This is a genomic window from Thermus amyloliquefaciens (assembly GCF_000744885.1).
GTDB lineage: Bacteria > Deinococcota > Deinococci > Deinococcales > Thermaceae > Thermus > Thermus amyloliquefaciens.
Map to the genome: position 1 here is coordinate 399,557 of NZ_JQMV01000003.1, position 23,289 is coordinate 422,845.

At 67.6% G+C, this 23,289-nt stretch carries 19 protein-coding genes, 1 tRNA gene and 2 pseudogenes; 6 read left to right on the forward strand and 16 right to left on the reverse strand.

Translation table 11 applies throughout. The features are described 5' to 3' along the window. The first annotated feature begins 124 nt into the window (after positions 1-124). The 3 genes and pseudogenes from BS74_RS12260 (at position 125) to BS74_RS02510 (ending at position 1,184) form a co-directional block, all read left to right on the forward strand. On the forward strand, positions 125-487 hold the full coding sequence (locus BS74_RS12260) for a hypothetical protein (protein ID WP_051946690.1): 363 nt from the start codon (positions 125-127) through the stop codon (positions 485-487). Next, a pseudogene (locus BS74_RS12265) lies at positions 466-1,047 on the forward strand (transposase); the annotation flags it as partial. The gene BS74_RS12260 and the pseudogene BS74_RS12265, both read left to right, overlap by 22 nt. A 60-nt stretch (positions 1,048-1,107) precedes the next feature. Then, a tRNA-Ile gene (locus BS74_RS02510) sits at positions 1,108-1,184 on the forward strand. 242 nt (positions 1,185-1,426) lie between these two features. Here BS74_RS02510 and BS74_RS12920 read toward each other — a convergent pair. From BS74_RS12920 to BS74_RS12930, 7 genes are all read right to left on the reverse strand, one after another. Then, a complete protein-coding gene (locus tag BS74_RS12920) occupies positions 1,427-4,687 on the reverse strand; it encodes a Swt1 family HEPN domain-containing protein (RefSeq protein ID WP_038055761.1) in 3,261 nt (1,086 codons plus the stop codon). Positions 4,688-4,743: 56 nt separating this feature from the next. After that, the gene (locus tag BS74_RS02520; RefSeq protein ID WP_038055763.1) at positions 4,744-5,295 is read right to left on the reverse strand and encodes a helix-turn-helix domain-containing protein; all 552 of its coding nucleotides are present in this window, start codon (positions 5,293-5,295) and stop codon (positions 4,744-4,746) included. Between the two features lie 4 nt (positions 5,296-5,299). Next, entirely contained in the window at positions 5,300-5,713 is a 414-nt protein-coding gene (locus BS74_RS02525) for a helix-turn-helix domain-containing protein (RefSeq protein WP_038058779.1), read from the reverse strand. Positions 5,714-5,727: 14 nt separating this feature from the next. Then, a complete protein-coding gene (locus BS74_RS02530) occupies positions 5,728-6,090 on the reverse strand; it encodes a type II toxin-antitoxin system RelE/ParE family toxin (RefSeq protein WP_038055765.1) in 363 nt (120 codons plus the stop codon). Between the two features lie 48 nt (positions 6,091-6,138). Then, positions 6,139-8,967, reverse strand: coding sequence for a DUF1156 domain-containing protein (locus BS74_RS12925; RefSeq protein WP_038055766.1), 2,829 nt, complete (start codon positions 8,965-8,967; stop codon positions 6,139-6,141). Positions 8,968-9,055: 88 nt separating this feature from the next. Next, positions 9,056-9,460, reverse strand: a complete 405-nt coding sequence (locus tag BS74_RS12290; RefSeq protein WP_245606065.1) for a protein NO VEIN domain-containing protein — start codon at positions 9,458-9,460, stop codon at positions 9,056-9,058. Next, positions 9,457-12,447 (reverse strand): DEAD/DEAH box helicase, encoded by a 2,991-nt coding sequence (locus BS74_RS12930; RefSeq protein ID WP_281173165.1) that lies wholly within the window; start codon positions 12,445-12,447, stop codon positions 9,457-9,459. Before BS74_RS12930 ends, BS74_RS12290 begins: the two co-directional genes overlap by 4 nt. Positions 12,448-12,630: 183 nt before the next feature. On the opposite strand from BS74_RS12930, the gene guaB reads away from it, so the two are divergent. Continuing rightward, positions 12,631-14,115 (forward strand): IMP dehydrogenase, encoded by a 1,485-nt coding sequence (guaB, locus tag BS74_RS02545; protein WP_038055767.1) that lies wholly within the window; start codon positions 12,631-12,633, stop codon positions 14,113-14,115. Positions 14,116-14,235: 120 nt separating this feature from the next. Here guaB and BS74_RS02550 read toward each other — a convergent pair whose 3' ends face one another. Further along, a complete protein-coding gene (locus tag BS74_RS02550; RefSeq protein ID WP_038055775.1) occupies positions 14,236-14,466 on the reverse strand; it encodes a hypothetical protein in 231 nt (76 codons plus the stop codon). 40 nt (positions 14,467-14,506) lie between these two features. On the opposite strand from BS74_RS02550, the gene BS74_RS02555 reads away from it, so the two are divergent. Further along, the gene (locus BS74_RS02555) at positions 14,507-14,968 is read left to right on the forward strand and encodes a hypothetical protein (RefSeq protein WP_038055777.1); all 462 of its coding nucleotides are present in this window, start codon (positions 14,507-14,509) and stop codon (positions 14,966-14,968) included. A 13-nt stretch (positions 14,969-14,981) separates the two neighbouring features. Here the strand turns inward: BS74_RS02555 and BS74_RS02560 are convergent. The 8 genes and pseudogenes from BS74_RS02560 to aroQ form a co-directional block, all read right to left on the reverse strand. Continuing rightward, positions 14,982-16,231, reverse strand: a pseudogene (locus tag BS74_RS02560) (sensor histidine kinase). A gap of 9 nt (positions 16,232-16,240) precedes the next feature. Beyond that, the gene (locus BS74_RS02565) at positions 16,241-16,924 is read right to left on the reverse strand and encodes a response regulator transcription factor (RefSeq protein ID WP_038055778.1); all 684 of its coding nucleotides are present in this window, start codon (positions 16,922-16,924) and stop codon (positions 16,241-16,243) included. Then, on the reverse strand, positions 16,921-17,283 hold the full coding sequence (locus BS74_RS02570) for a hypothetical protein (RefSeq protein WP_038055779.1): 363 nt from the start codon (positions 17,281-17,283) through the stop codon (positions 16,921-16,923). Before BS74_RS02570 ends, BS74_RS02565 begins: the two co-directional genes overlap by 4 nt. 11 nt (positions 17,284-17,294) lie before the next feature. Then, positions 17,295-17,942 (reverse strand): DUF502 domain-containing protein, encoded by a 648-nt coding sequence (locus tag BS74_RS02575; protein WP_038055780.1) that lies wholly within the window; start codon positions 17,940-17,942, stop codon positions 17,295-17,297. Between the two features lie 163 nt (positions 17,943-18,105). Next, on the reverse strand, positions 18,106-18,714 hold the full coding sequence (locus BS74_RS02580; RefSeq protein ID WP_038055781.1) for a helix-turn-helix domain-containing protein: 609 nt from the start codon (positions 18,712-18,714) through the stop codon (positions 18,106-18,108). A gap of 233 nt (positions 18,715-18,947) precedes the next feature. Then, a complete protein-coding gene (cutA, locus tag BS74_RS02585; RefSeq protein WP_038055782.1) occupies positions 18,948-19,259 on the reverse strand; it encodes a divalent-cation tolerance protein CutA in 312 nt (103 codons plus the stop codon). Then, entirely contained in the window at positions 19,259-21,679 is a 2,421-nt protein-coding gene (gene gyrA / locus BS74_RS02590; RefSeq protein ID WP_038055783.1) for a DNA gyrase subunit A, read from the reverse strand. The genes cutA and gyrA overlap by 1 nt, the downstream gene beginning before the upstream one ends. 90 nt (positions 21,680-21,769) lie before the next feature. After that, complete coding sequence (gene aroQ / locus BS74_RS02595; RefSeq protein ID WP_038055784.1) at positions 21,770-22,216, reverse strand: type II 3-dehydroquinate dehydratase; 447 nt, start codon at positions 22,214-22,216, stop codon at positions 21,770-21,772. Between the two features lie 30 nt (positions 22,217-22,246). Between aroQ and BS74_RS02600 the strand changes: the two genes are divergently transcribed. After that, entirely contained in the window at positions 22,247-23,233 is a 987-nt protein-coding gene (locus BS74_RS02600) for a peptidoglycan DD-metalloendopeptidase family protein (protein ID WP_038055785.1), read from the forward strand. Positions 23,234-23,289: the final 56 nt, after the last annotated feature.

A 23,289-nucleotide genomic window follows, 5' to 3' on the forward strand; every position in this document is an offset into this window, starting at 1 on the left:
CAGCTTTCAAGATCCCCCGCCGCCCCTTCAGGCAGCGCAAAGAAAAAACTACCAGACCCGAGCACCACTGTCAAGGGGGGTGGGGCTTGCCTTGCAAGCCCTCTTGAGTTATGCATTTCCCGAGATGGGCAAGCGCGGCTTCGTCCGAAGGGAACCGAGGCCCAAGGAAGTCCTGGAGCTCTGCCTGTACCTGGCCCAAGAGGTGGCCCCACCCACCCCCAAAGGCCACCGCGGCAGACCCTGGCGCTACACCCATGCCCTGTACCTGGCCCTCCTCCTCTTCCGCGCCTTCTACGGCCTCACCTACCGAGCCACAGAGGCCCATCTCCAGGACCTCCTAGAGGGCCCCTTCCCCTCCCACCAGGCCCTGGCCGCCTATGCACAGAAACACCTGAACGAAGAGGTGCTGCAGGCGCTGCTGGAACGGCTGGTACAGGAGGTGGAAGCCCGGCTTCCCCAAGAGGAAGGGGAACCCCCCTTTTCTTGATGGACAGCACGGGGCTGGCCTACCGTAGCAAAGACACGGTGCTGCGCTGGCGCAGGGGGCAGGAGGAGCGGCGGATGCGGGGGCACAGCCGGCTTTTGGCCCTGGTGCGGTGGAGGAGGGGGCAGAAGCTTTTGGCCCCTTGGGGGGGCGGGGTGGGGCGGGCGTATGCCCCTGACCCGAGGCTTGGGGCGGGGGTGCTCCTGCGGTTTGGGCTGGGGGGCGGGGTGCTTTTGGGGGACGCGGGCTTTGACGGGAGGGAGGTGTGGGAGGTGGTGCGGGGGCTTGGGGTGTGGCCCCTGATCCGGCTGCGGGGAGGGGGAGAGGTGCGGGATGAGGTGCGGCGGGAGGTAGCGGCGAGGTGGGACGGGGAGGTGTATCGGAGGCGAGGGGTGGTGGAGGGGGTGTTTGGGGGGATGAAGACGCGTTTGCGGAGGGGTTATTTGCAGGAGCGGAAACCGCATACGGCCATGTGGCGGGCCTTTATGGAGTTCCTTGCCTACGGCCTGCGCATCCTGCTCACCCTGCTTCCCCCTCAGGGGGGGTACAAGGCGATTTACTAGGCAAGCCCGGGGCATCTTGACGCCAGGCGGGTTCCTGGATAAGCTATTCTTTGCGTGCGGGGGCGATTAGCTCAGCTGGTCAGAGCGCACGCCTGATAAGCGTGAGGTCGGTGGTTCAAGTCCACCATCGCCCACCACGAAACATGAGGCTTCCCCCCTCGGCGCCGAGGGGGGAAGCGTTTTAGGGCCCCCGTTGTGGTTTGCGCCACAACGGGGTACATGGTTTTGGGGTTGGTTGCCCGGGCATTTTTTCGGATCGCATGGCCCCGGCGCACCTCCTCCAGGTGCTCCTGGGGTGGGGGTTTGGGAAGGCGAGGTACCCTTGATCGCCCGCTTTTTCGCCAAAGGAGGCCTTCCCAGGGAAAGGTCTCCTGGGTCTTCACGCCTCCTCGAGGCCATACTCCGCTCTGAGGGCCTGGCTGTTTTCCCGAAGGGCCCGGGCCAGGTCCTCTGGGAAACCCTCTTCGGCCTCCGCCTGGACCTCGAGGACCACCCTCACCCGCACCTTCGGCTCCTTAGCCAGCTGGAGGACGATCTCCCGGGCCAGGAGTTCAGCTTCCCGCAGGAGGTTGGTGGGGGGAAGCTCCTTTTTGAGGTAGAACCGCCGAGGTTTGGGTTGGGGTGGGGGAGGGGGTGGGGGAAGGGGTTCCGTGTGGGAGGAAAGCGGCCCTAACGTTGGGGGCCTAGGGGATTGGCCCCCTTCCTCCGCTTTGGCCTTTTCCGCCACTTCCTTTGCCAGGAGGAACCCTGCCAGGTTGGGGGCAAAACCCCCCTCACCCAAAAGCACCCCTTTGGGCCGCTCTTCCTCGAGGCGCTCCGCGTAGCCGAAAAGCCCCTCCTCCACCCCCTTCCGCACGGAGGCCAGGAGGACCTCCTCGTCCTTCAGCCGAGGCAGGTAGGGGTAGGTGCAGCAAGCCTCCCAAAGCCAGCGTAGGGAGAGGATCCCTTGGGGTTCCCGGGCGGTGAAGAAGCCGTAGCGCTCCAGGGTATCCTGCAGGAACCGGGGGTGCCACTCCGTGTAGACCAGACTCTCGTTTCTGGCCTTGCTTGCTGCCCGTTCCAGGGGTTTGCCGCTCCCTTGAAGACGGAGGGCTTGGAGTTCCAGGTCCGGCGCTTTGGGGTCGGGCTGGTGGAAGCTGAGGAGGTGGCGGTAGGCCTCCTCCAGGCGGGTGTTCAGGGTGGTTTCCGCCTCGGCCATGCGCGACTTCACCTGCGCCCTGTTCCTGTCCCCCAGGTCCAGGGCGGAAGCTTCCTCCCAGATGGACTTCCAGGCCAGGTAACTCCTCGAGGCCGCCTCCAGATCCGGCCAAGAGCTGGCCTCTGCCGCCAGGAAGAGGAGGGTGTTGCGGTAGCGCCTCGGGGCCTGCCCACGCCTTTCTAGAATCTCCCTCGCCAAACGCTCCGCCTCCGATCCTCCCTTGGCGTAAGGGGTCCAAGGGGGCAGGACCACCAGGCGCAAGGCGGGTTCGTCAGGGACGTCTCCGCTCCCTTCAGGGATGGCGTGAACGGCGGCGAAGAGGCTAGGGCGTTCCCTGGCCCAGGTGCGGAGCCGTTCCGCCAGTTCTTGGCGCACCTTTTCCTCGTCCAAGGCGGCGGCCCGGTCCTGGGCCAGGCGGTTCAGGCTGGGCCGGGTTTCAAACCAAAAGCGATCCCCTTCAGCATGGAAGTAGGTAAGCTTGTCGGCCAGGGCCCGGAGGGCGTCCCCTACGAAGGAGGGGTTTTCCCCAGGTTGGACCACCCCCAGGCGTACCCGGATGCTCTCCACCCCCCGGGGCCTGCCAATGGGGGCGGCGGCGGGGGCGGTGGCCATGAAGACCGCCCGTGCGGTGCGCCGGGCCATCTGGTAGCGGCCCAGGTTGGGCCGTTCCTGGTCCAGGAGAAAAGCCTTGGCGTTGGGTCCGTCCACGTCCGTGTCCAGCACCTGGTCAAAGCCCTCGTGGAAGCGGGAGAGGTGGCGGGTGAGCTCGTACCGGGGTCCTCCCGCATCCAGGGGCAGGTTCCCGGGGAGGATCATGAGGGAGGTGTCCCCGCGGGTCCAAAGGGTGTGGACCACGGCGGCCATAAGGCGGAGCACCCCCCGGGTGCGCTGGAACCCCTCGAGGGTGGACCAGTCCCCATAGAGGCGGTCAAAGAGCTCCGGGTGGATGGGGTAGGCCAGCTTCAGGCGGCGCTCGTAGTCGGCCTCTGCGGTTTCCGCAGGGAACTCCCCCTTGTGTTCCCGGTAAAGCCGCATGAAGGCCTGCACCACCGCATCCCGGTCCCGGAAGCCCTCGGCCGAGAGGGGCAGGAAAAGCCTGCGGCGCACGATCTCGTAGGACTCGTCCTGGGTGGCGGGTTGCCAGACGCTTTCCAGGCGGCCAAAGACGTTTTGCAGACGGAAGAGGGCTTCCCGTCCCCCGCTACCTCCCACCTCGGCATCGGAGGCGGGGAGGGAGGCCACCAACAGGGCCCGCCCGCTACGCTTTGCGGCCTCGGTGAGGGCTTGGGCGAAGGTGAGGTTTTGGTCAAAGGTGCCTGCGGGAAGGTCTACCTCCCCGTAAAGGTTGCGCAGATAGGCCACCCACTCGTCAATCAGGATCAGAACCGGGGCGAAGCGATCAAAGAGCTCTTTAAGGGTGTCGGAGCCGGGGGCCACACCCCTCAGGTCCCCCTCCGCCACCAGGCGGTAGCCCTCCACCCCGCCCAGCTGGTAGGCCATCTCCCCCCATAGGGTGTGGACCACCACCCCTTCCGGCTTGGGGCGGGGTTTGGCGGGGTCCAAGGCGGTGCCCACCAGCACCGCCCGGCGGGCCTTGGGGGCCTGGGTGAGGCCCGCCTCCTTCAGCACCTCTTCCAGGCCCGGCACCTCGTGGGGGTCAAGCCCTCCGCCAAAGAGGTGGTAGAGGGCCAGCATGGAGTGGGTTTTGCCCCCGCCGAAGGCCGTTTGGAGCTCCACCACCGGGTCGCCGCCCTCTCCTGAAAGCCGCCTTAAGGCGTTCAGCAAGAGCCGCCGGAGGCCTCCTGTGAGGTGGGTGCGCCGGTAGAACTCCAAGGGGTCGCCGTACTCCGGGCTTGCCTCCCCCCGGAGGACCTGGGCCAGGTCGGCGGCGAACTCGGCCTCGCTGAAGCGGCCCGAGGCCACGTCCGGATGGGGGGTGGCCACCTCCCGCCAGGGCTTGAGGCCCGAGGGGGTGGGGACCTGGGGAAGCTTGGCCGCCCGTTCCATCTCCCGCCGGGCCTCCTCCTCAAAGCGGCGGCGCAGGAGTTCCCGGGCGAGCCGCCCGGTCTCCCGGGCTTCCTCAGCGGCCACCATCTCCAGGAGGCGGGTCATGGTGTCCAGGGCCCGGTGGGCGTCCTCGAGGGTGAAGGCGTTTTGGTGGGCGTAACGGTTGCGCACCTCGAGGAGCTCCTTCACCAGGGTGCGCCCCCACTGGCCCAGCTTCTCGTCAAAAACCTCGTGCCAGCGGTGGTCCATGAGCTTGAGGAGGGCCTGGGCGTCGGGGTTTTGAAGTTTGCTTCGCTCCCCCCGCACCACCTCGAGGGCCTGCTGGGCCCACGCCTCCCCGTACACCCGGCGGTACTCCCGCTCCACAAAAGGGCCGAGGCCCGCCTTCAAAAGGTCCAGGCCCCGCCCCACGATTTCCCGGTTGCTGAGCGCCATATCCCTAAGAATACTTGGCCAGGTTCCCGGAGCCTGGCCAAATGGACACGGAGAGCCTAGAGCTTCAGGACCGGCAGCACCAGGCGGGGCAGGCCCATCTGGGCGGTGAGGAAGTCCACGTAGACCCTCAGGTAGGGCCAGAGGTTCAGGGGCAGGTTCCGTTCGCGGAAGACCTTGAAGAGGGCTTCGTCGGGGAAGATGGGGCTCCGGTAGTGGGCGGCCAGGCGCAGGTGGACGAAGCCAAAGCGGCCCTCCTCGTCCTGGAACTCCAGCCTAAGCTCCAGGCCGGCTTGGAAGCCCTCCTCAGTCTTTGTGGGGCCAAAGGCGGAAAGCCCATCGGGGGAGGGGCTGAAGCGCTTTTGGCCCTGGGGGGGACGCTCCAGCTTGGCGTGGACCTCGAGGAGCTCCACCCCCAGGATCTCTAAACCGGCGATGAAGTCGGCGTAGGCCTTGGGGGAAGGTTCTCCGCCCTCCTTGGTGGGGAGGAGCCCCGCCCGGCGCAGGGTGTTGTAGACCCGCTGGTAGGTGAGGCCCAGCTCCTTGGCGATGGCGGAGACGCTCTTGCCCTCCTGGTAGAGCCTGCGGATGGTGGCGGACTTGCTTTCCATCGGCCTAGGCGATTTCCTCCCACGCCCGCTTTCCCTTCTGTCTCAAAGCGACCCAGGCTTCCGCCACAGGCTCCCAGGTCTTGGTCACGGGCTCGGCCACGGGCTCGTCCGCGCCCAAGTGGAACCGGGCCAGGACTTCGCCCTCTTCGTCGGTGAACTCCAGGCGCAGGGAAAGCCCCAGGGCCTGGGCGTAGCGGGCCAGCCCCTCGAGGGTCATGGAAAGCCCGGCGGAGGTTTCCATTTGGCTGACGCGGCTCCGGGACACCCCCAGCCGCTCGGCCACCTCCTTCTGGGAAAGCCCCCTGTGTTCCCGGAGGTAGCTCAGAAGCCAAGAAAGCTCCTCGTCCAGAACCTCCCGGTAAAGCCGAGCGCTTTCGGGATCCTTCAGGGACTCCTGGTAGTAGTCGCGGAAATCCATGTGCCGGCCCATAATCAGTTCACCTTTCCCTTTTTCATGGCCTTGTAGGCTTGCTCGGCCAGCTCGAGGAGCTTAGGGTCCGGGCTGTCTTGGTCCTTGACCTCCCCCGCCGCCACCACAAAGAGAAGCTCTTCCTGGCGCCAGTAGTAGAGGCGGATACCCGTGCGGTGGCGGAGCTCCCAGATGGGTGCCTCCAGGTGGCCAAGCCGCTTGGCCAGAGGCGGGCGGAGGTCTGGGCCTTGCTCTTCCAGCATGCGCAGAAGGCGCAGGGCAAAGGCGTGAAGCTTGGGATTGTGGCGCCTAAGCTCTTCCAGCCAGTCCCGAACTTGCGAGTGCCCCCGAGCATCCACGTAGAAGACCACCCGGTAGCGCCCCACCTCACACCCCCATGGTATACCTACGTAAGAGGTTAGTCAAGGCTAACCTCAGAAGAGCCCTTCCTGCACCGCCCGCCGGGTTTTGCGGGCCTCCACGCTGAGGTGGCTGTAGCTGCCCGCCAGGAGGTTAAAGTCCTGGGCCTCCGCCAGGCGGCCCTTGCGCTCGGCCAGGCCGTAGAGGCGGTAGGCCAGGGCCCTGGCCCCTTCCGCCAGGGCCTCGGGAATGCGGGCCAGAAGGCTGGTGGCGGCGGTTTCCCCCTGCTCCTTTAGGGCTTTGATAAGCCCGTGGGCCACTTCCCAGGCGGAGAGGGAGCGGTGGCCAGCGGGGTTCCAGTCCGGGGGGTACTCCTCGGGGCGGAGGAGGCGCACCTTGCCCCCCTTGGCCCAGAGGATGCCCCCTTCTGCCATGGCCGTCACGGACACGTTTTTTGCCTTGGCCAGGGTCTCGGCGTCCCCGTAGGGGCCATCGGCGTAGCCGTACTGCTCGTACCAGGCGATGGCGAAGCGGGTGGGGGCGTCCAGCTCGGCTTCCTCCTCGGCCAGGAACTCGTCCAGCACCTGGTTGATGAGGGCCAGGGCTTCCCGCACGGGGATGGCGCGGCCATCGGGCTCCAGCACCGCCTGGAAGCGGCTGTACACCGCCATGCCGGGGCCGATGGCGCTTTGGGCCAGGTCCACAGGGGGGATGCTTCCTTGGGTGAGGTGGCGCAGGGCTTCAGGAAGCTCCCGCCTGAGGGCCCTGAGGAAGTCCTGGCGGGTGGCTATGGGGGCATGTTGGGGCCGGGGGCGGCAGACCAGGAGGATGGAGGAGGCCAGGGCGTTGGAGTTCTGTCCCCTGGGGCGGTTGGCTAACTCCGTGCGCATGGGCCAGGTGGCGGTGATCTGGAAGCCCGCATCCACCAGGCCCTGGAGGAAGGTTTCCCAGCCGGTGGAGGCCACCTTGGGGGTTTCGTCTTCCTCCTCCCCGTTCCCATTTACCTCCGCTTCCTGTTGCTTAAAGGCGTAGTAGAGGGAAAGGGGATAGTGGGGGTGGGCCTTGGCCCGGAGGTTTTGGAAGACCTGGCGCATCCCCTCCTCAAAGTGGCGCCTGGCCGCCTCCTTCCCTCCTTGGCGGTAGGGGTCGGCCACCAGCTCCTCGGCCTTGGGGGTGAGGAGGGTGCGGAAGAGGGTGGGGTAGGTGTCCCCCAGGGCCTTGCGGAGCCAGACGTAGAAGAAGTCGGAGAGGGCGGCGTAGCTGATGTTGTCGTAGTAGGGGGGGTCGGTGGAGATGAGGGGTGGGGTGGGCACCCCGTTGGCCGCCTCCAGGGCGTTCACCTGGCGGGCCTGGCCCTGGGGGTGGGCGGGGAGGGCTTCCAGGGCTTTTGCCACCCACTCCACCATGCCCTCCCAAGAGCCCGTGGCTTCCCCGAAGGGATTTGCTTCGGCATAGTCCCAAGTCATGGGGAGGGCTTGGCGGTTGAAGACGTGGGCAATGGTTTCTCTGTTTACGTGCCAAATACACAAAGAAGCGTGATAGTCGGCAAGGCGATCTATTCCGATACCCAAATACACCCCCACCGCCTCCGCGTAGGCCTTGGCCCCCACCCCTCCTTCCGCCAGGGGCAGGCCATCGTCGGTCAGCCCCGCTTCCAGGGCGTCCCGGTAGGCCTTCTCCCGGGCCTCCGCCACCAGGTCGGCGAAGGTGGTGAGGGCCACCAGCTGGCGGGGGGTGAAGAGGTCGGCGTGGGTGGTGAGGCCGTAGTTTTGCACCCGGAAGCCTAAAGCCTGGCTGGGGAGCTTAGTGTCCGGCTTCCACCTCGGTATCGCTTCCTTGGCCACCTCCTCGTGCTCCGGGGTGGGGGCGTGGTAGTTCCTTCCCCCTTCCCCCTCGGTCACGATGGCCATGAGCCGGGCCCCTAGGCGGCCCGCCTTCCCCTCCTGGCGCACATGCTCCAAGGGGATGTGGGCCCCGCACACCAGGCACCGCCCGCCCCGCCGGTCCACGGTGCCTGCCACGGGAGGCTCCTTTCCCTCCTCCACCCGGAAAAACACCTGGCCCCCCTGCACCTCGGGCACCACGTAGACCTTCCTCTTTGTGGAAAGCCAGAAGGAGCGCGCCAGGGGAGCCTCTGCCCGGCAGGCGGGGTTAGGGCAAACCACGGTGCGGGCCCAGAGCCAGGCGATGACCCGCTCCCCGTTCAGGTCGGGGTAGAGGTGGCCGATGCGCTTGAGGGCCTCCTCCCGCATCCAGGCCCCGTAGTATCGCACGTCCTGGGCCAGGCCCTTGGCCCGGGGGAAGCGGTCCGTGGCCTGGGCCTTGGCCCGGTAGTCCGAGTTCACTGGGGGCTTTCCGGCGAAGCGGGGGGGGATTTCTATCAGGGCCTTGTTGATGAGGACGGCCACGGGGTTCAGGTCAAAGGCGTAGGCCTTCAGGCCCAGGCGCTGGGCCTCGAGGGGGATGGTGCCCCCTCCGGCAAAGGGGTCCAGGACCGGGGGGGCCTGCTCCAGGAGGGCCCTTATCCTCTCCCGGTCCTTGGGGGAGGCGGGGGGCTTCTCCCCCAGGGCGCGGGCCAGGCTCTTGGCCATCTCGTACTGGGCTTCCCAGATAACCCCTCCTTCCCGCTCGGCTTCCGTGGGGTTCTTGATGTTGTCCCAGTTTACCAGGCGTTCCAGAAGAGCAAAGAGCCGTTCTCTCTCCTTTCTGGCTTCCTCCTCGGGCAGGTACTCCCCAGGGTCGTCCACCAAGCTGGCGAAGAGGACCGCCCGGGCCGAGGCCAAAGGCCGTCTGGCCCACCAGAGGTGCAGGGTGGAGGGGTGGCCGTGGCGGATGGACTTCTCCCTGGAGGACTCTCGGTTGATGGCCTCGAGGGGCAGGGCGACTTCAATGAGCTTCCTCATGGGCTTTTCCTAGTTCCTGTAGCGGGGCGGTTTCGGATACAAAACCCTCCTTTTTGTATCACAACCTCCCCGGTGTGATACGGGCGTGTCACAAGGCCACCACCTGCACCGCCTTGGCCAGGAGCTCCTTCAGGCTGTAGTTCACGCTGGTGGCCCCGAAGTCGGGTTCCCGCACAAAGGGGGTGGGGATGTAGTGGACCCTGAGGGCCCTCTCCCCGTCCGTCTCCACCACCGCCAGGAACCAGGCGTCAGGCTTGTTGAGGGCGGTGAGGATCTGGGTGCGGGAGAGGGTTACCACCTCTGACCCCGGCCCCTTGCCCTTCACCTCGAGGAAGCGGAGAGTCCCTTGGGGGGTGCGGGACTCCACGTCGTAGCCGGGCCAGCCTGGGGGCATGACCTTGGGTTCGTGGCCCAGCTTGCGCTCCGCTTGGAGCACCGCCTCCACCGCCAGCCGTTCCAGGCGCTTTTGCGCTTCCGCTTCGGGGGGTTTCACGCCCAAGCCCAAGGGCGGCACCACCAGGATGGCCTGGGAAAGGCGGGGTGGGAGGGACTGAAGGTGCCGGGCTTCCTCCAGCTCCCGCTCCCTTCGCTCCAGGCGCTCCTGAAGCTCATCCGCCCTCCGGCGCGCTGCTTCCGCCCGTCCCCAGGCCCCGCTTTTCCCGCCTCGGCCCGAGCTTTCTCCCGGTTGGCCAGGCCGTCCCAGTAATAGATCTCGGACATAAGCCTCTCCTTCACCGCTCGGAGGGTGCGGTCCACCTCGGCTTGGCGGAAGCGGCGCACCTCCTCAAAGTGCTCCCTGGCCAGCCTGGCGGCGGCGTAGGCTTCCGCCTGGGCCAGGAGCCCCGCCGTGTCCCAGCCTTCCCAGAGCCTCAGGGCTTCGGCCCTTTCTTCCTCCGTGGCCGGGCGCAGGTCCAGGTAGGGGGCTGGGCCCTCCTCCCGCAACTCCCCCTGGGGGCCCAGGCTCAGGTAGAGGAAGCGGCGGGACACGGGGCCGCGGGCGTCCCGCACCTCGTGTTCCAGGGCCAGGAGGAGGCGGGGAGCTACGGCGTTTTCGTCCACCAGGACCGTGCCCCGCTCCAGGTACGGGCCCCACTGGCGGAGCACGGCGTCCAGGACCCCTTCCAACAGAGGGTGCCCCGGCACCAGGAAGTCGGCCAGGGGCTTTCCGGGAAGGCTCACCTTGTCCTTTTGGAAGGTGATCCGCTCGTAGCTCCGTTGAACCCCGGGCCTGGCCTCGCGCACCTTGGCGGGCACAAAGCTCACCTCCATCCGCCCCGCCTCCCGGGGGTGGACGGTGCCCCCCAGGGCCTCGAGGGCCTTGCGGAAGAAGCTACTCAGGTAGTGGGGCTGGAGCCTTTTGGCCTCGGCCCGCTCCATGTCTAGGCGAAGGGCTTCCAGGCGCCTTGGGTCCAACACCTCGGAGGCCAAGGCGTTTTGTAGGAGCGCCTCCAGCCTCTCCTGGTCCACCGCCCCCTCCACCTGGCGGAAAAGCCGGGCCCGTACCTGGGGGTCTTCCCCGTAGCGGATGGCCTCGAGGAGAAGCTCCTTGAGGGGCCTTTCCTGGAAGAGCCTTCCCAGCACGTCAAAGACCCGTCCGCCCAGGGCCTGGCTGGCCTCCTCCAGCTTGCGCAACAGGCGCAGGTAGACCTCGCCCTCCCGGGTGTTTTCCGCCACCAGGTTCCACATGTGGCAGACCTCGGTTTGGCCGATGCGGTGGATGCGGCCAAAGCGTTGCTCCAGCCGGGCCGGGTTCCAGGGGAGGTCGTAGTTGATGAGGAGGTGGGCCCGTTGCAGGTTCACCCCCTCCCCGGCGGCGTCCGTGGCCACCAGGATCAGGGTTTCCCGGTCCTGGGTGAAGCGCGCCTGGCGCTGGCGGCGTTCCTCCCGGGAGAGCCCGCCGTGGAGGCTTACCACCTGCTCGGGCCGCCCCAGGTAGGTCTTGAGGCGCTCTTCCAGGTAGTCCAGGGTGTCCTTGTGTTCGGTGAAGATGATGAGCTTCCGTCCGCGGATGGGCTCCTCCTCCAGGAGGGTCCGTAGCTCCTGCCACTTCCGGTCCTGGTGGCTCCGGAGGAGGGCTTTGGCCTGGGCCTCGAGGCGCCTTAGGGTGGCGATCTCGGCTTCCAGCTCCGCCAGGGTGCGGGCGGCGGTGGCCTGGTCCAGGATTTCTGGGGCGGCCTCCAGCTCCTCGTCCGGGAACTCCTCCTTTTCCTCTATGTCCTCCTCCTCCAGGGTGGGGAAGGCGAGGGCCAGGCCCCGGCGCACCTCCTCCCGACGGGCCTCCAGCCGCTTCCTGCGCCGTTCCAGGGAACGGTGGATGGCCTGGGGACTGCTGGCCAGCCGCCTCTGGAGAAGGGTGAGGGCGAAGCCCACGGTGCGCCTTTGCCCCTCCTCCAGGGCCTCGGCCCGGTTCATCTCCTCCCGCACGTAAGCGGTCACCGCCTGGTAAAGGGCCATCTCCTCCGGGGAGAGGGAGTAGGCCACGGTGTAGGCCCGGCGCTCGGGGAAGAGGGGGGTGCCGTCAAAGCGCACCAGGTCCTCCTTCTGCCGCCGGAGCCAGAGGCCTTGGGTATCGGGCCGGGGGCTTTCTGGCCGGGGCTTGCCCAGGAAGCGGTCGGGGTCCAGGAGGGCCAGGAAGAGGCGGAAGTCCTCCTCCTTGCCCCGGTGAGGGGTGGCGGTGAGGAGGAGGAGGTGCTTGGCCCGCTGGGAAAGCTCCTGCCCTAGGCGGTAACGGCGGGTGGCCTTCACCTCCCCGCGGTAGTAGGAGGCGGCCATCTTGTGGGCCTCGTCCACCACCACCAGGTCCCAGTCCACCTCGAGGGCCTTCGCCGCCACCTCGGGAAAGCGGGCCAGGCCGTCTAGACGGGCGATCCAGAGGGGGTGTTCCCGGAAGGGGTTGACGGGGGAGGTCTCCAGGGTGAAGCGGGAGAAGACCCGGAAGTCCAGGCGGAACTTCTCCCAAAGCTCCTCCTGCCACTGCAGGACCAGGGCGCCAGGGGCCACCACCAGGCACCGCTCCAGGGCCCCCCGCAGGGCCATCTCCCGGATGTAAAGCCCGGCCATGATGGTCTTGCCCGCACCGGGGTCGTCGGCCAGGAGGAAGCGGAGGGGGGTTTTGGGCAGGAGGTGGCCGTAGACGGCCTCAATCTGGTGGGGGAGGGGTTCCACCAAGGAGGCGTGCACCGCCATCATGGGGTCAAAGAGGTAGGCCAGACGGATGCGCTTGGCCTCGGCGGCCAGCCGGAAGAGGTCCCCAGGGGCGTCCAGGGGGAAGCGGGGAGCCTCCTCGGCCCGAAGCCGTTCCAGGTCCTCGGGGTAGAGGAGGGCTTCCCCCAGCTGGCCGCTTGGGTGGCGGTAGGTTACCTGCAGGGCCTCCCCCAGGGGGCGCACGTGCTCCACCAGAACGCCTTCCCCGGGCAACAGGCCCAGGAGGCGCACCCCGGGGCGCACCCGCTCGGGGGTCAGGGGAGGTTCGGCGGCCATGAGAACAGCTTAGGGCAAGGGGGTGGGCCCGTGGCGCCCATCTAACCCGGGGCTTTTGTGGAAAACGCCCAGAAGCCTGGGGGCGATTTGCGGGGATGGGGAAGCGGGGGGCGGGAGGATACCCCCCGGTTTATAGCCCTTGACCCTAGACGGAAGGTCAGGGGGGCGTATAGCCTGAGGAACATGTACGAGGGGAAGATCCTCTACGAAGGCCTCACCTTTGACGACGTTCTCCTCCTCCCGGGGTACTCGGAGGTGCTGCCCCGGGAGGTATCGGTGCGGACGCGGCTTACCAAGAAGCTTTACCTCAACATCCCCATCCTCTCCGCGGCCATGGACACGGTGACCGAGGCGGAGATGGCCATCGCCATGGCCCGGGAAGGGGGGCTTGGGGTGATCCACAAGAACCTCAGCGTGGAGGCCCAGGCCAGCATGGTGCGCAAGGTGAAGCGCTCGGAGGCGGGGATGATCCAGGATCCCGTCACCCTGCCCCCCACCGCCACCCTCGAGGACGCCGAACGCCTCATGCGGGAGTACCGCATCGGGGGGCTTCCAGTGGTGGACCTCTACGGGAGGCTTCTGGGCCTGGTGACCAACCGGGACCTGCGCTTTGAGCGCAACCTGAAGCGGCCCGTCACCGAGGTCATGACCCCCTTGGAGCGCCTGGTCACCGCTCCGCCTGGCACCACCCTGGAGGAGGCGGAGGAGATCCTGCGCAAGCACAAGGTGGAGAAGCTTCCCCTGGTGGACGAGGCGGGGAGGCTTAAGGGGCTTCTCACCCTAAAGGACATCGTGAAGCGCAAGCAGTACCCCCACGCCGCCAAGGACCCTCTGGGCCGGCTGCTGGTGGGGGCGGCGGTGGGGGCAAGCCGCGACCTACCCGAGCGGGCGGCCGCCTTGGTGGAGGCGGGGGTGGACGTCTTAGTTTTGGACTCCGCGCACGGCCATTCCAAGGGGATCCTCGAGGCCCTCACCTACCTGAAGGAGACCTTCGGGGACAAGGTGGAGGTCATCGCCGGCAACGTGGCCACCCGGGAGGGGGCCCGGGCCTTGGCGGAACGGGGGGCGGATGCGGTGAAGGTGGGCATCGGCCCCGGCTCCATCTGCACCACCCGGGTGGTGACCGGGGTGGGGGTGCCCCAGATCTCCGCCATCCTCGAGGCGGTGGCGGGGGTAAAGGACCTGGATGTGCCCATCATCGCCGATGGGGGCATCAAGTACACGGGGGATGTGGCCAAGGCCCTGGCGGCGGGGGCCCATTCGGTGATGCTGGGGAGCATGCTGGCGGGCACGGACGAGGCCCCGGGGGAGGAGGTCTTGAAGGATGGGCGCCGCTACAAGCTCTACCGGGGCATGGGCTCCCTGGGGGCCATGCGGCAGGGCTCCGCCGACCGCTACTTCCAGGAGCCGGGCAGGGGAGGGGAGTCCGAGGCCAAGAAGCTGGTGCCCGAAGGGATTGAGGGCATGGTGCCCTATAAGGGCCCCGTGGCCGACGTCCTCTACCAGATCGTGGGGGGCTTGAGGAGCGCCATGGGCTATGTGGGGGCCCCCGATATTGAGACCTTTCGGCAAAAAGCCCGCTTCGTGCGCATGACCATGGCGGGCCTCATCGAAAGCCACCCCCACGACGTGGTGGTGGTTAAGGAGGCCCCCAACTACTCCCGCTAAGGGCTGCTGCCAGGGGGGTGCCGCGAGGATGGGGCTTCGCCCTGACCCATAGGTGGGGAAGAAGGGCATGACCAGAGTCTTTCTGGGGTCCCCGTCGTGGCGCAAGCCAAGACGGGGCACTCAGTCTCTGAAGAGCTTCTCAAAAGCCTCCCCGCCTCCCCGCTTGCGGGCCAGGCGGTAGGTGCCCTCCTTTTCCTCCAGCTTTCCCTCCGTCACCAGGGCCTTCAGGGTGTCCTCCAGCTCCTTTTTGGAGAAGGCTTCCCCCTCTTCGTCCAAATAGCGCTGGATTTCCTTGAAGGTGGCGAAGCGCAACGCCTCCACTGCCCGCATGACCCAAGCCCTGCGATCCATGCCACCATCCTATCCCCTTTGCCCGTGGCATCCTGGGCCTATGGACCCTTACCGGGAATACCAGGATTACGTGGTGGCCTCGAGGCTCCTCGTGGCCCTGGGCCTTTCCCGGGAAGTGCTCTCTTTGGCCCAGTATGCCCGGCTTCGCCTTAAGCGGATGGAGCTGGTCCAGAAGGGGTGGATGGGCCGCTTGGAAAGCTTGGATGAGCGCTTGCGGTATGGCTTCTTCAGCAATCCCCTAAAGCTCAAGGAGTTCCTCAAGCGCACCGCGCATGCCCCCTTTTGGGCCTCCCCCCTGGCCTTTGAGGCCCTGCTGTTCCCCGAGGAGCAGGCCCGCCTGGCCTACCCGGGGCAGGCGGGGGAGTACTACCTGGGCTGGCTCAGGCTACCCCACCTCCTCATGGACCCCCTGGCCTTTGAGGAGGCCCTGAGGGAACAGGAGGCCCGGGCCCAGGCCCTTCCCCTCTTCCTCAACGCCTTCCACCGGGTCCCCGGCCCTTGAGGCCCGCCTGGCCTCAGGCCTCCTCCTCTAGAAGGGGGAGGCGCACCCGAAAACGGGTTAGGCCGGGCCGGCTTTCCACGGTGATCTCCCCCCCATGGGCCCTGGCGATGGCCTGGGCGATGGCCAGGCCCAGCCCGGTGCCCCCCCGGGTCCCCGGGCGAAGCGCTCAAACAGGCGGGGAAGGAGTTCCTCCGGGATCCCAGGGCCGTGGTCCTCCACCTCCAAGAGGGCGTTTTCCCCCTCCCGCCTGAGGCGCACCCAGACCCCTTCCCTTCCCGCGGCCCGCACCGCGTTGGCGATGAGGTTTCGGAGCATTTGCAAAAGCCGGTCCGGGTCCCCGAGCACCTCCAGGGCCTCCCCTTGGAAGGCCACCCCGTACTCCCGGGCGGCCTCCTCCCCTAGGGCTTTGAGGTCCACGATATGGGGGTTTAGGGTGCGCTCCGCCTCCCCCCGGGCCAGGGAGAGGAGGTCCCCCACCAGGCGGCGCATCCTCTCTGCGGTGGCCTCCATGGTGCGGAGGGCCTCGAGGTCCTGCGGGTTCCTCTTGAGGCGCTCCAGGTGGCCAAGAAGCACGGTGAGGGGGGTTCGGAGCTCGTGGCTGGCCTCGGCCAGGAAGGCCCGTTCCTTTTCCTTGGCCTCCTTTAGGGCGAAGAGGAGGCCGTTCACCGCCTCCACCATGCGGCCCAACTCGTCCTTGGGAAGGCGCAGGGGCACCGGGTCCAGGCGCCCGGGGTTACGCTGGGCGATCTCCCTGGCGGCCTCCTCCAGGGGCCTGGCGGTGAGCCGGGCGGTGAGGTAGACCAGGGCCGTGCCCAGGGGGAAAAGCAGGAAGAAGGCCTCGAGGAGGGCCTGCCTCAAGGCCCTTTGCGCCAGGTCTATGGGGGCGGTGTCCTGGGTCAGGGCGAGAAGGCCCAAGGGGGTGCGCACCAAGGCGGCGGCGAAGCCCCTTTGCCAGATGACCCTGGGGGCCTCCCCCACCCCCTTTAGGGCCTCCGGGGGAAGGCGGTGGGCCTTTTGGGTCAGGACCAGGGCCTCCCCATCCTCCGCATAGAGGTGCAGGTAAACGCCCCCCGTGGTGAGGAGGGCCCCCGTCTGGCCCTTGCGGTAGGCCTCCGCCGCCCGCTTGGCGTCCTCCAGGAGGGTGGCCTCCAGGTGGCCCCTAAGGGCGCGCTCCACTCCCTGCCCCGCCAGGTACAAAGCCCCCACCAGGAAGAGGAGCCAGAGGAGGCTGAAGGAGAGGAAAAGCCGAAGCCGGAAGGACATGGGGCCGGGCTAGGCTTCCTCCTCCCCCCTTCCCGGGCGCACCGCATACCCCAGGCCCCGCACCGTGCGCAGGTAGCCGTAGGCCCCAGCCTCACGGAGCTTGGCCCGGAGGTTGGCCACGTGCACGTCCAGGACGTTGGAATCCCGGCCCAGGGGCTTACCCCAGATCTTTTCCTCTATCTCCTCCCGGGGAAAGACCCTTCCCGGGCGGCTCATGAGGAGATGGAGGAGCTCAAACTCCTTGGGGGAAAGCCGCACCTCCTTTTCCCCAAAGAACACCTGCCGCCTTCTGGGGTAAAGCTCCAGCCGGCCCACGGTGAGGACCTCGCTGCCTTCCTTGTGCCGCAGCTGCACCTGGATGCGGGCCAGGAGCTCGGCGGGGTGGAAGGGCTTCACCAGGTAGTCGTCGGCCCCGTCGGAAAGGAGGCCCACCTTGCGCTCCACGGCATCCTGGGCGGTGAGGACCAGGATGGGGGTGTCGTCGGTGGCCCGGATCCTCCGGGCCACCTCGGCCCCGTCCAGGTCGGGAAGGCCAAGGTCCAGCACCACCAGGTCCGGCTTCCGTTCGCGATGCTTCACCAGGCCTTCCATGCCGCTTTTGGCCCATTCCACGGAAAAGCCCGCCTCCTTGAGCTCCAGCTCCACCAGGCGGGCCACCTCCGCATCGTCCTCAATGAGCAGGATGCGCTTCATGGCCAAAGCCTTTCCGGAGGGGCGAGGCCATAGACCTCCTTGAGGAGCCTGAGCAGGCTCACCCGCTCCTTGTCCTGCAGGAGGAATAGATCCCCGCGGTCGGCCACCCCGGGCAGGGTGCGGGGCTTCTCCCCCGGGAGCACCAGGAGGAGTTGCACCTCCTGGCCCGGCCTGGGGGGCACCGGGGCGGAGAGGGGGACCAGCCGCTTGCCCTCCACCCGCCAAGCCCCGTGCAGGATGCGCAGGTCCTGGGAGAAAAGCCTAAGCTCCGTGCCTGGGGGAAGACCTGGCCCCAGGAGGGGAGGAAGGGCAGCCCAAACCGTCCCCAGGAAAAGGAGAAGGAGGATCAGGGGACGCATCGCCTCCCATTCTACGCCGGGGGCTCAGCCCTTTGTGGGAGAGAGCTTAAGGGGCCTGAAGGTTTTTCGGGGAGGAGGAAGCCGGCGGAAACCACGTACTTAAGGGCATCCTCCACGCTGATCTCCAGGGGGATGACCTCTTCCGAGGGCACCAGGATCACCATGCCGCTGGCGGGCACGGGGCTGGTGGGCACCAGGACGGCGGTGTACCCTTCCGGCAACGGGGGAAGGCGGTTGGATACGGGCTGCACCACAAAGCAGAGCGTGTACAGCCCCCGCCTGGGGTACTCTATGACCGCCGCCCGGCTGAACTTTACCTCCTGGTGGCCGAAGAGGGTGTGGGTGATCTGCTGGACCGCCTTGTAGATGTCCCGCACGATGGGAAAAAGGAGAAGGGAGCGCTCCAGGGAGCCGATGAGCCTTCGGCCCAGGTAGTTTTCCGCCACGGTACCCACCAGATAGATGAGCACCCCGGCCAGGAGGAGCCCCACGAAGGGGAGGAGGGGCTGGTAGGCCCGGGGCACCTCGAGGTTCAGAAGGCGGAGAAAGGTCTGGATGTACCCGCCGGAATAGGTGTAGACCCAGGCCAGGAAGTACAGGGTTACCAGGAGGGGGAGAAGGGTTACCAGGCCGGTGAGAAGCCGCTGGCGCAGGCGCATGGCTTTTAGTTTACGCAACAAGGCACCCCTTCGGGTGCCGGTTAGGGGACAGACCCCGGGGGACTAAGTGCCCCGTCGTGGCTTGCGCCATCACGGGGGCCCCAGGAAGGCTTTGGGCATCGCCCCTATTCCCCGTCTATTGCAGCAACCCCCAAAACCGCACCTAGCGCCCGTCCCCGCGGCTTCGGGCCAGCTCCCTGAGGCCCTGGAGGTCCTTCAGGACGATCTTGCCGTAGCCGGAGCGGATGTACCCCTCCCGGGTGAGCTCCCCGATCACCTTGGTCACGGTTTCCCGCACGCTCCCCACCGCCGCCGCCAGCTCGTCGTGGGTGGCGCGGAGGACCAGGCCCTCCGGCTCCTCGTGGGCCAAGGGGGTCTCCGCCAGCTCCAGGATGGCCGCGGCCATGCGGTTTTTCAGGCGTTGGGTGGCCAGGCGCTCAATGCGCCGGTAGGACTCGGAAAGGGCCTGGGCCAGGCTGAGGAGCACCTGAAAGACCTCCTCGGGGTGGGGTTCCTTGGGGAGGGGTTCGGCCACCACCTCGGTCACCGCCTCGGCGAAGTAGCCCCGCTCCGTGCCCGCCCAGGCCTCCTCGCCGAAGTACCCCCCGGGGCGGACCAGGCGCAGGGTGAGGGCGTTGCCCTCCTCGTCCACCGCCTCGAGGCGCACGAGGCCCTGGAGGACCCGGTAGACCCGGTCCCGGGGCCCCGGGACCCCCGGGTACAGGATGACCTCGCCTGGCCTAAAGGTTACCGTCTCGCGTGCCTGGGTCATGGCTGCCTCCTTGCCCCTAGGCTAACACGCCCTCCCGGTTTTGTAAACCTTTAGGTTACAAAAATCGCGCCCCGCCCAGGGCTTGGGCAAGGGGCGCCCGCCCGGGGGAAGGCGGTCCGGGGCGGCCTCGGCCTCCCCTCCGCCCAAGAAGACCCCCCGCGGGCCTTCTTCCGGCGGTACCCTTGGCCACCCCTGGGGGTCCTCAGGAGGCGGCTCCCAGGGCCCGGAGGGGGTCATTTCACATTTTCCCGGAGCCAGTCCAGGTAAGGCCCATGCCCCTCGGCGATGGGCAGGGCCACGATCTCGGGGACGGTGTAGGGGTGGAGGGAGAGAACCCGCTCCTTTAGCCGGGGGAAGGCGAAGGTGGTGGTCTTGACGATGAGGAGGACCTCCCGGTCCTCCACCACCTTCCCCTGCCAGCGGTAGACGGAGGTGAGGCCCGGCACCAGGTTCACGCAGGCGGCCAGGCCCTCCTCCACCAGGGTGCGGGCCAGGGTCTGGCCCACCTCCTCGTTAGGGGCGGTGATCAGGACCACCTCCTCCATCACTGCTCCTCCTCCACGGCAAAGGCGCTGGCCACCTCGTCGTCCTCGGGAAGGTTCATCACCTTGACCCCGGCGGTGGCCCGAGAGTACTGGCGGATATCCGCCACGGGGGTGCGGATGGCCAGGCCCTTTTTGGAAAGGACCAGGAGGTCCTCCGTGCCCCGCACCTTGAGGAGGGCGGCAAGGCGGCCCACCTTGAGGGAGGTGGCGTAGGTGATGACCCCCTTACCCCCCCGGCCCTGTAGGGGGTACTCGGCGAGGGGGGTACGCTTGCCGTAGCCCCGGGTGCTCACCGCCAGGAGGTCCACCATCTCCCCAGGCTTGACCGTCACCAGGGAAACCACCCGATCCCCAGGCTTTTTGAAGCGGATCCCCGTCACCCCCTGGCTGTCCCGGCCCGTGGCCCGGACCTCCTCCAGGGGGAAGCGGATGGCCTGCCCCTCCTCCGTGGCCAGGATGGCCTCGTCCTCGGGGTCGGAAAGGGCCACCCCGATGAGCCGGTCCCCCTCCAAAAGCCGGATGGCGATGAGCCCCGCGGTGCCCAGGTTCTGGTACTCCCTCAAGGGGGTGCGCTTCACCAAGCCCTGTTCCGTGGCGAAGACCAGGTAGCCCTCCCCCTCCAACCCCCTCACGGAAAGCAAAGCGGCCACCTCCTCCTCGTCCGCCAGGGGGAGGAGGGATTTCACGTGCACCCCCCGGGCCTGCCGGCCCATCTCCGGCAGGTCGTAGACCTTTAGGCGATAGACCCGGCCCCGGTTGGTGAAGAGGAGGAGGTCTTCATGGGCCTGGGCCACGAAGACCTGGATGGCCTCGTCCTCCTCCTTGGTCTTGCCGGCCATGAGCCCTTTGCCTCCCCTTCCTTGGGCCCGGTAGCTCTCCAGGGGAAGGCGCTTCAGGAAACCCTGGGCGGTGAGGGTGATCACCATGGGCTCGTCCTCGATGAGGTCCTCGGGGTTGAAGCTCTCCTCAAACTCGGTGATCACCGTGCGCCGGGCGTCCCCGTACTTCTCCTTGACCCTTAGGAGGTCCTTCTTCACCTCGGCCCAGAGGCGTTCCTCCTCCTCCAGGATGGCCCGCAGCCGGGCGATCTCCTCCATGAGCTCCCGGTACTCCTCCAAAAGCTTCTCCCGCTCCAGGGCCACCAGGCGTTGCAAGCGCATGTCCAGAATGGCCTGGGCCTGGACCTCGGAGAGCCCGAAGCGCCCCATGAGCCCTTGGCGGGCCTCCTGGGCGTCCTGGGAGCCGCGGATGAGGGCGATGACCTCGTCGATGTGGTCCAGGGCGATGAGGAGCCCCTCCAGCACGTGGGCCCGCTCCTCGGCCTTTTTGAGGTCAAAGAGGCTCCTGCGCCGCACCACCTCCTTGCGGTGGTCCAGGTAGTGGCGCATGAGGGCGAGGAGGGAGAGGACCTTGGGCTCTCCGTCCACGATGGCCAGGAGGTTCACCGTGAAGGAGGTTTGCAAGGCGGTGTGCTTGTAAAGCTGGTTCAGGACCACCTGAGGGTTGGCCCCTCGTTTGAGCTCGATGGCGATCCTGAGGCCCTGGCGGTCGGACTCGTCCCGCAGGGCCACGATGTCCTCAATCTTCTTGGCCTTCACCAGGGCGGCGATCTGGGCGATGAGGCTGGCCTTGTTGACCTGGTAGGGGATCTCCGTGACCACCAGCATGGGGCGCTGGCCCTTTTCCTCCACCCGCACCTTGGCCCTGAGCTTGAGGCTACCCCGGCCCGTGGCGTAGGCCTCCTGGATCCCCCTCCGGGAGACCTTGCCCCCGGTGGGGAAGTCGGGGCCGGGTAGGTGGCGCATGACCTCCTCGAGGGTGATCCCCGGGTTGTCGATCATGGCCACCAGGGCGTCCACCACCTCGGAGAGGTTGTGGGGCGGGAGGCTGGTGGCCATGCCCACGGCGATGCCGCTGGCCCCGTTCACCAGGAGGTTGGGGATGGCGGAGGGGAGGACCTCGGGCTCCTTAAGGGAGCCGTCGTAGTTGGGGCGGAAGTCCACGGTTTCCTTGTCGATGTCCAGAAGCATCTCCGCCCCTAGCGGGGAGAGGCGGGCCTCCGTGTAGCGCTGGGCCGCCGGGGGGTCCCCGTCCACCGAGCCGAAGTTTCCTTGGCCGTCCACCAGGGGGTAGCGCAGGTTCCAGGGCTGGGCCAGGCGGGCCAGGGCATCGTAGATGGCGGCGTCCCCGTGGGGGTGGTACTTACCCATGACCTCGCCCACGATCTTGGCGCTTTTCACGTGCTTGCGGTTTGGGAGCACCCCCTCTTGGTAGGCGCCAAAGAGGATGCGCCGTTGGACCGGCTTGAGCCCGTCCCGCACGTCGGGCAGGGCCCGGTCCACGATGACGGACATGGCGTAGTTGATGAAGCTTTGCTTGAGCTCTTCTGTGATTTCTACGGGAACCACCGTCTCGGGCATACTCTTCCTCTCGGGCCAAAGCCTCTTTTCAGTATATCAGACGCGCCGGTCCTCAGGACCGGCCGCCCGGGCGAGGGGGTCCAGGGGGGGTTAGCCCGGCGGGCCCACCTCCAGGACCTCCGCCAGGTAGACCAGGGCCAGCTTGTAGGAGAGGACGCCAAACCCCGCGATGATGCCCCGGCAGGCCCCCGCGGTCACGGAGTGCTGGCGAAAGGGCTCGCGGGCATGGAGGTTGGAGAGGTGGACCTCCACCGCAGGGAGGGGCTGGGCCCTAAGGGCGTCCAGGAGGGCGTAGGAGTAATGGGTGAGGGCCCCGGGGTTCAGGACCAGGGCCAAGAATCCCTCCCGGTGGGCTTGCTGCACCCATTCTATCAGCTGCCCCTCGTAGTTGCTCTGGCGAAAGGCCACCCCGAGGCCCAGCTCCGCTCCCCAGGCCTCGCAGAGGGCTTCCAGCTCCTCGAGGGTGGTGCGCCCGTAGACCTCGGGCTCCCGCTGGCCCAGCAGGTTCAGGTTGGGTCCGTTTAGGATCAGCACCATACGGGCTCCTTTTGCCCTAGGATACCCGGTATGCGCCGCCTTTGGTTCGTCGGGGTTCTGGTGTCCCTCCTCGGCTTGGCCCAGGGTTCCCGGGCCCTCACCCACACCGTGGCCCCTGGGGAAACCCTGTTCGCCATCGCCCGGCGCTACGGCACCACGGTGGAGGAGCTGGCCCGGCTCAACGGGCTAAGGGACCCCAACCGCCTCCAGGTGGGGCAGGTGCTTTGGGTGCGCCCAAGGGGGGAGGTGGCCCTGCCCCGGGGAAGGGCCTTTTACTTCCCTCCCGTCCAGGGCCGGGCCTTTGGCCTTTGGGTGGAGGGGTACGCCCAGGGGTGGGTGGGGTTTTTGGGGGAGCGGTACCCCCTGGTACCCGGGGAGGGGGGCCTATGGGCCCTTTTGCCGGTGGGGGCCTTGGTGAAGCCGGGGGAGTACCCCTTGCGCCTCGTCCTGGAGGGGGAGGAGGTGGCCCTTTCCCTCCAGGTGGTCCCCGGGGGCTACGGCCAGGAAACCCTGGCCTTAAGCCCCTCCCTGGAGGGCCTGCTCCGGGATCCCGGCCTGAAGGCGGAGCGGGAGAAGGTGGTGGGGGCCTGCCCCAGGGAAGGCCCCCTTAGGGTTTCCCGTTTCCTGAGGCCCCTGGAGGGTGGGCGCGTTACCAGCCCCTTTGGCACCCGTCGGCGCTACGGCACCCTTTTCACCTCCTACCACGAGGGCCTGGACTTCGCCGCTTTGCCCGGCACCCCCGTGCGGGCGGTGGCCGAGGGGGTCGTGGTCCTTTCGGAGAGGCTGAAGGTGCGGGGGGAGGCGGTGGTCCTGAGCCACGGGATGGGCCTTTGCACCGGGTACTGGCACCTTGCGGAAAGGAGGGTGAGGGTGGGGGAGAGGGTTAAGGGGGGGCAGGTGCTGGGGCTTTTGGGGAACACGGGGCTTTCCACCGGGCCCCACCTGCACCTCGAGGTGCGCCTTTGGGGGGTTCCCGTGGACCCCATGCCCTTTTTCCAGGGCCTCCCCCTACCCTAAGCACCCCGTCACGGGGGCCCCAGAAAGGCTTTGGGCATCGCCCTTCTTCCCGAGCC

Excerpts from the sequence above, each read along its gene's own strand:
- cutA (WP_038055782.1), bottom strand. The coding sequence starts at position 19,259 with ATGGAGGAGGTGGTCCTGATCACCGCCCCTAACGAGGAGGTGGGCCAG.
- guaB (WP_038055767.1), top strand. The coding sequence starts at position 12,631 with ATGTACGAGGGGAAGATCCTCTACGAAGGCCTCACCTTTGACGACGTT.
- BS74_RS02580 (WP_038055781.1), bottom strand. The coding sequence starts at position 18,714 with ATGACCCAGGCACGCGAGACGGTAACCTTTAGGCCAGGCGAGGTCATC.
- BS74_RS02520 (WP_038055763.1), bottom strand. The coding sequence starts at position 5,295 with ATGGAAAGCAAGTCCGCCACCATCCGCAGGCTCTACCAGGAGGGCAAG.
- BS74_RS12930 (WP_281173165.1), bottom strand. The coding sequence starts at position 12,447 with ATGGCCGCCGAACCTCCCCTGACCCCCGAGCGGGTGCGCCCCGGGGTG.
- BS74_RS02565 (WP_038055778.1), bottom strand. The coding sequence starts at position 16,924 with ATGAAGCGCATCCTGCTCATTGAGGACGATGCGGAGGTGGCCCGCCTG.
- BS74_RS02550 (WP_038055775.1), bottom strand. The coding sequence starts at position 14,466 with ATGGATCGCAGGGCTTGGGTCATGCGGGCAGTGGAGGCGTTGCGCTTC.
- BS74_RS02600 (WP_038055785.1), top strand. The coding sequence starts at position 22,247 with ATGCGCCGCCTTTGGTTCGTCGGGGTTCTGGTGTCCCTCCTCGGCTTG.
- BS74_RS02525 (WP_038058779.1), bottom strand. The coding sequence starts at position 5,713 with ATGGATTTCCGCGACTACTACCAGGAGTCCCTGAAGGATCCCGAAAGC.
- BS74_RS12920 (WP_038055761.1), bottom strand. The coding sequence starts at position 4,687 with ATGGCGCTCAGCAACCGGGAAATCGTGGGGCGGGGCCTGGACCTTTTG.
- BS74_RS02570 (WP_038055779.1), bottom strand. The coding sequence starts at position 17,283 with ATGCGTCCCCTGATCCTCCTTCTCCTTTTCCTGGGGACGGTTTGGGCT.
- BS74_RS12260 (WP_051946690.1), top strand. The coding sequence starts at position 125 with ATGGGCAAGCGCGGCTTCGTCCGAAGGGAACCGAGGCCCAAGGAAGTC.
- BS74_RS12925 (WP_038055766.1), bottom strand. The coding sequence starts at position 8,967 with ATGAGGAAGCTCATTGAAGTCGCCCTGCCCCTCGAGGCCATCAACCGA.
- BS74_RS02555 (WP_038055777.1), top strand. The coding sequence starts at position 14,507 with ATGGACCCTTACCGGGAATACCAGGATTACGTGGTGGCCTCGAGGCTC.
- gyrA (WP_038055783.1), bottom strand. The coding sequence starts at position 21,679 with ATGCCCGAGACGGTGGTTCCCGTAGAAATCACAGAAGAGCTCAAGCAA.
- aroQ (WP_038055784.1), bottom strand. The coding sequence starts at position 22,216 with ATGGTGCTGATCCTAAACGGACCCAACCTGAACCTGCTGGGCCAGCGG.
- BS74_RS02575 (WP_038055780.1), bottom strand. The coding sequence starts at position 17,942 with ATGCGCCTGCGCCAGCGGCTTCTCACCGGCCTGGTAACCCTTCTCCCC.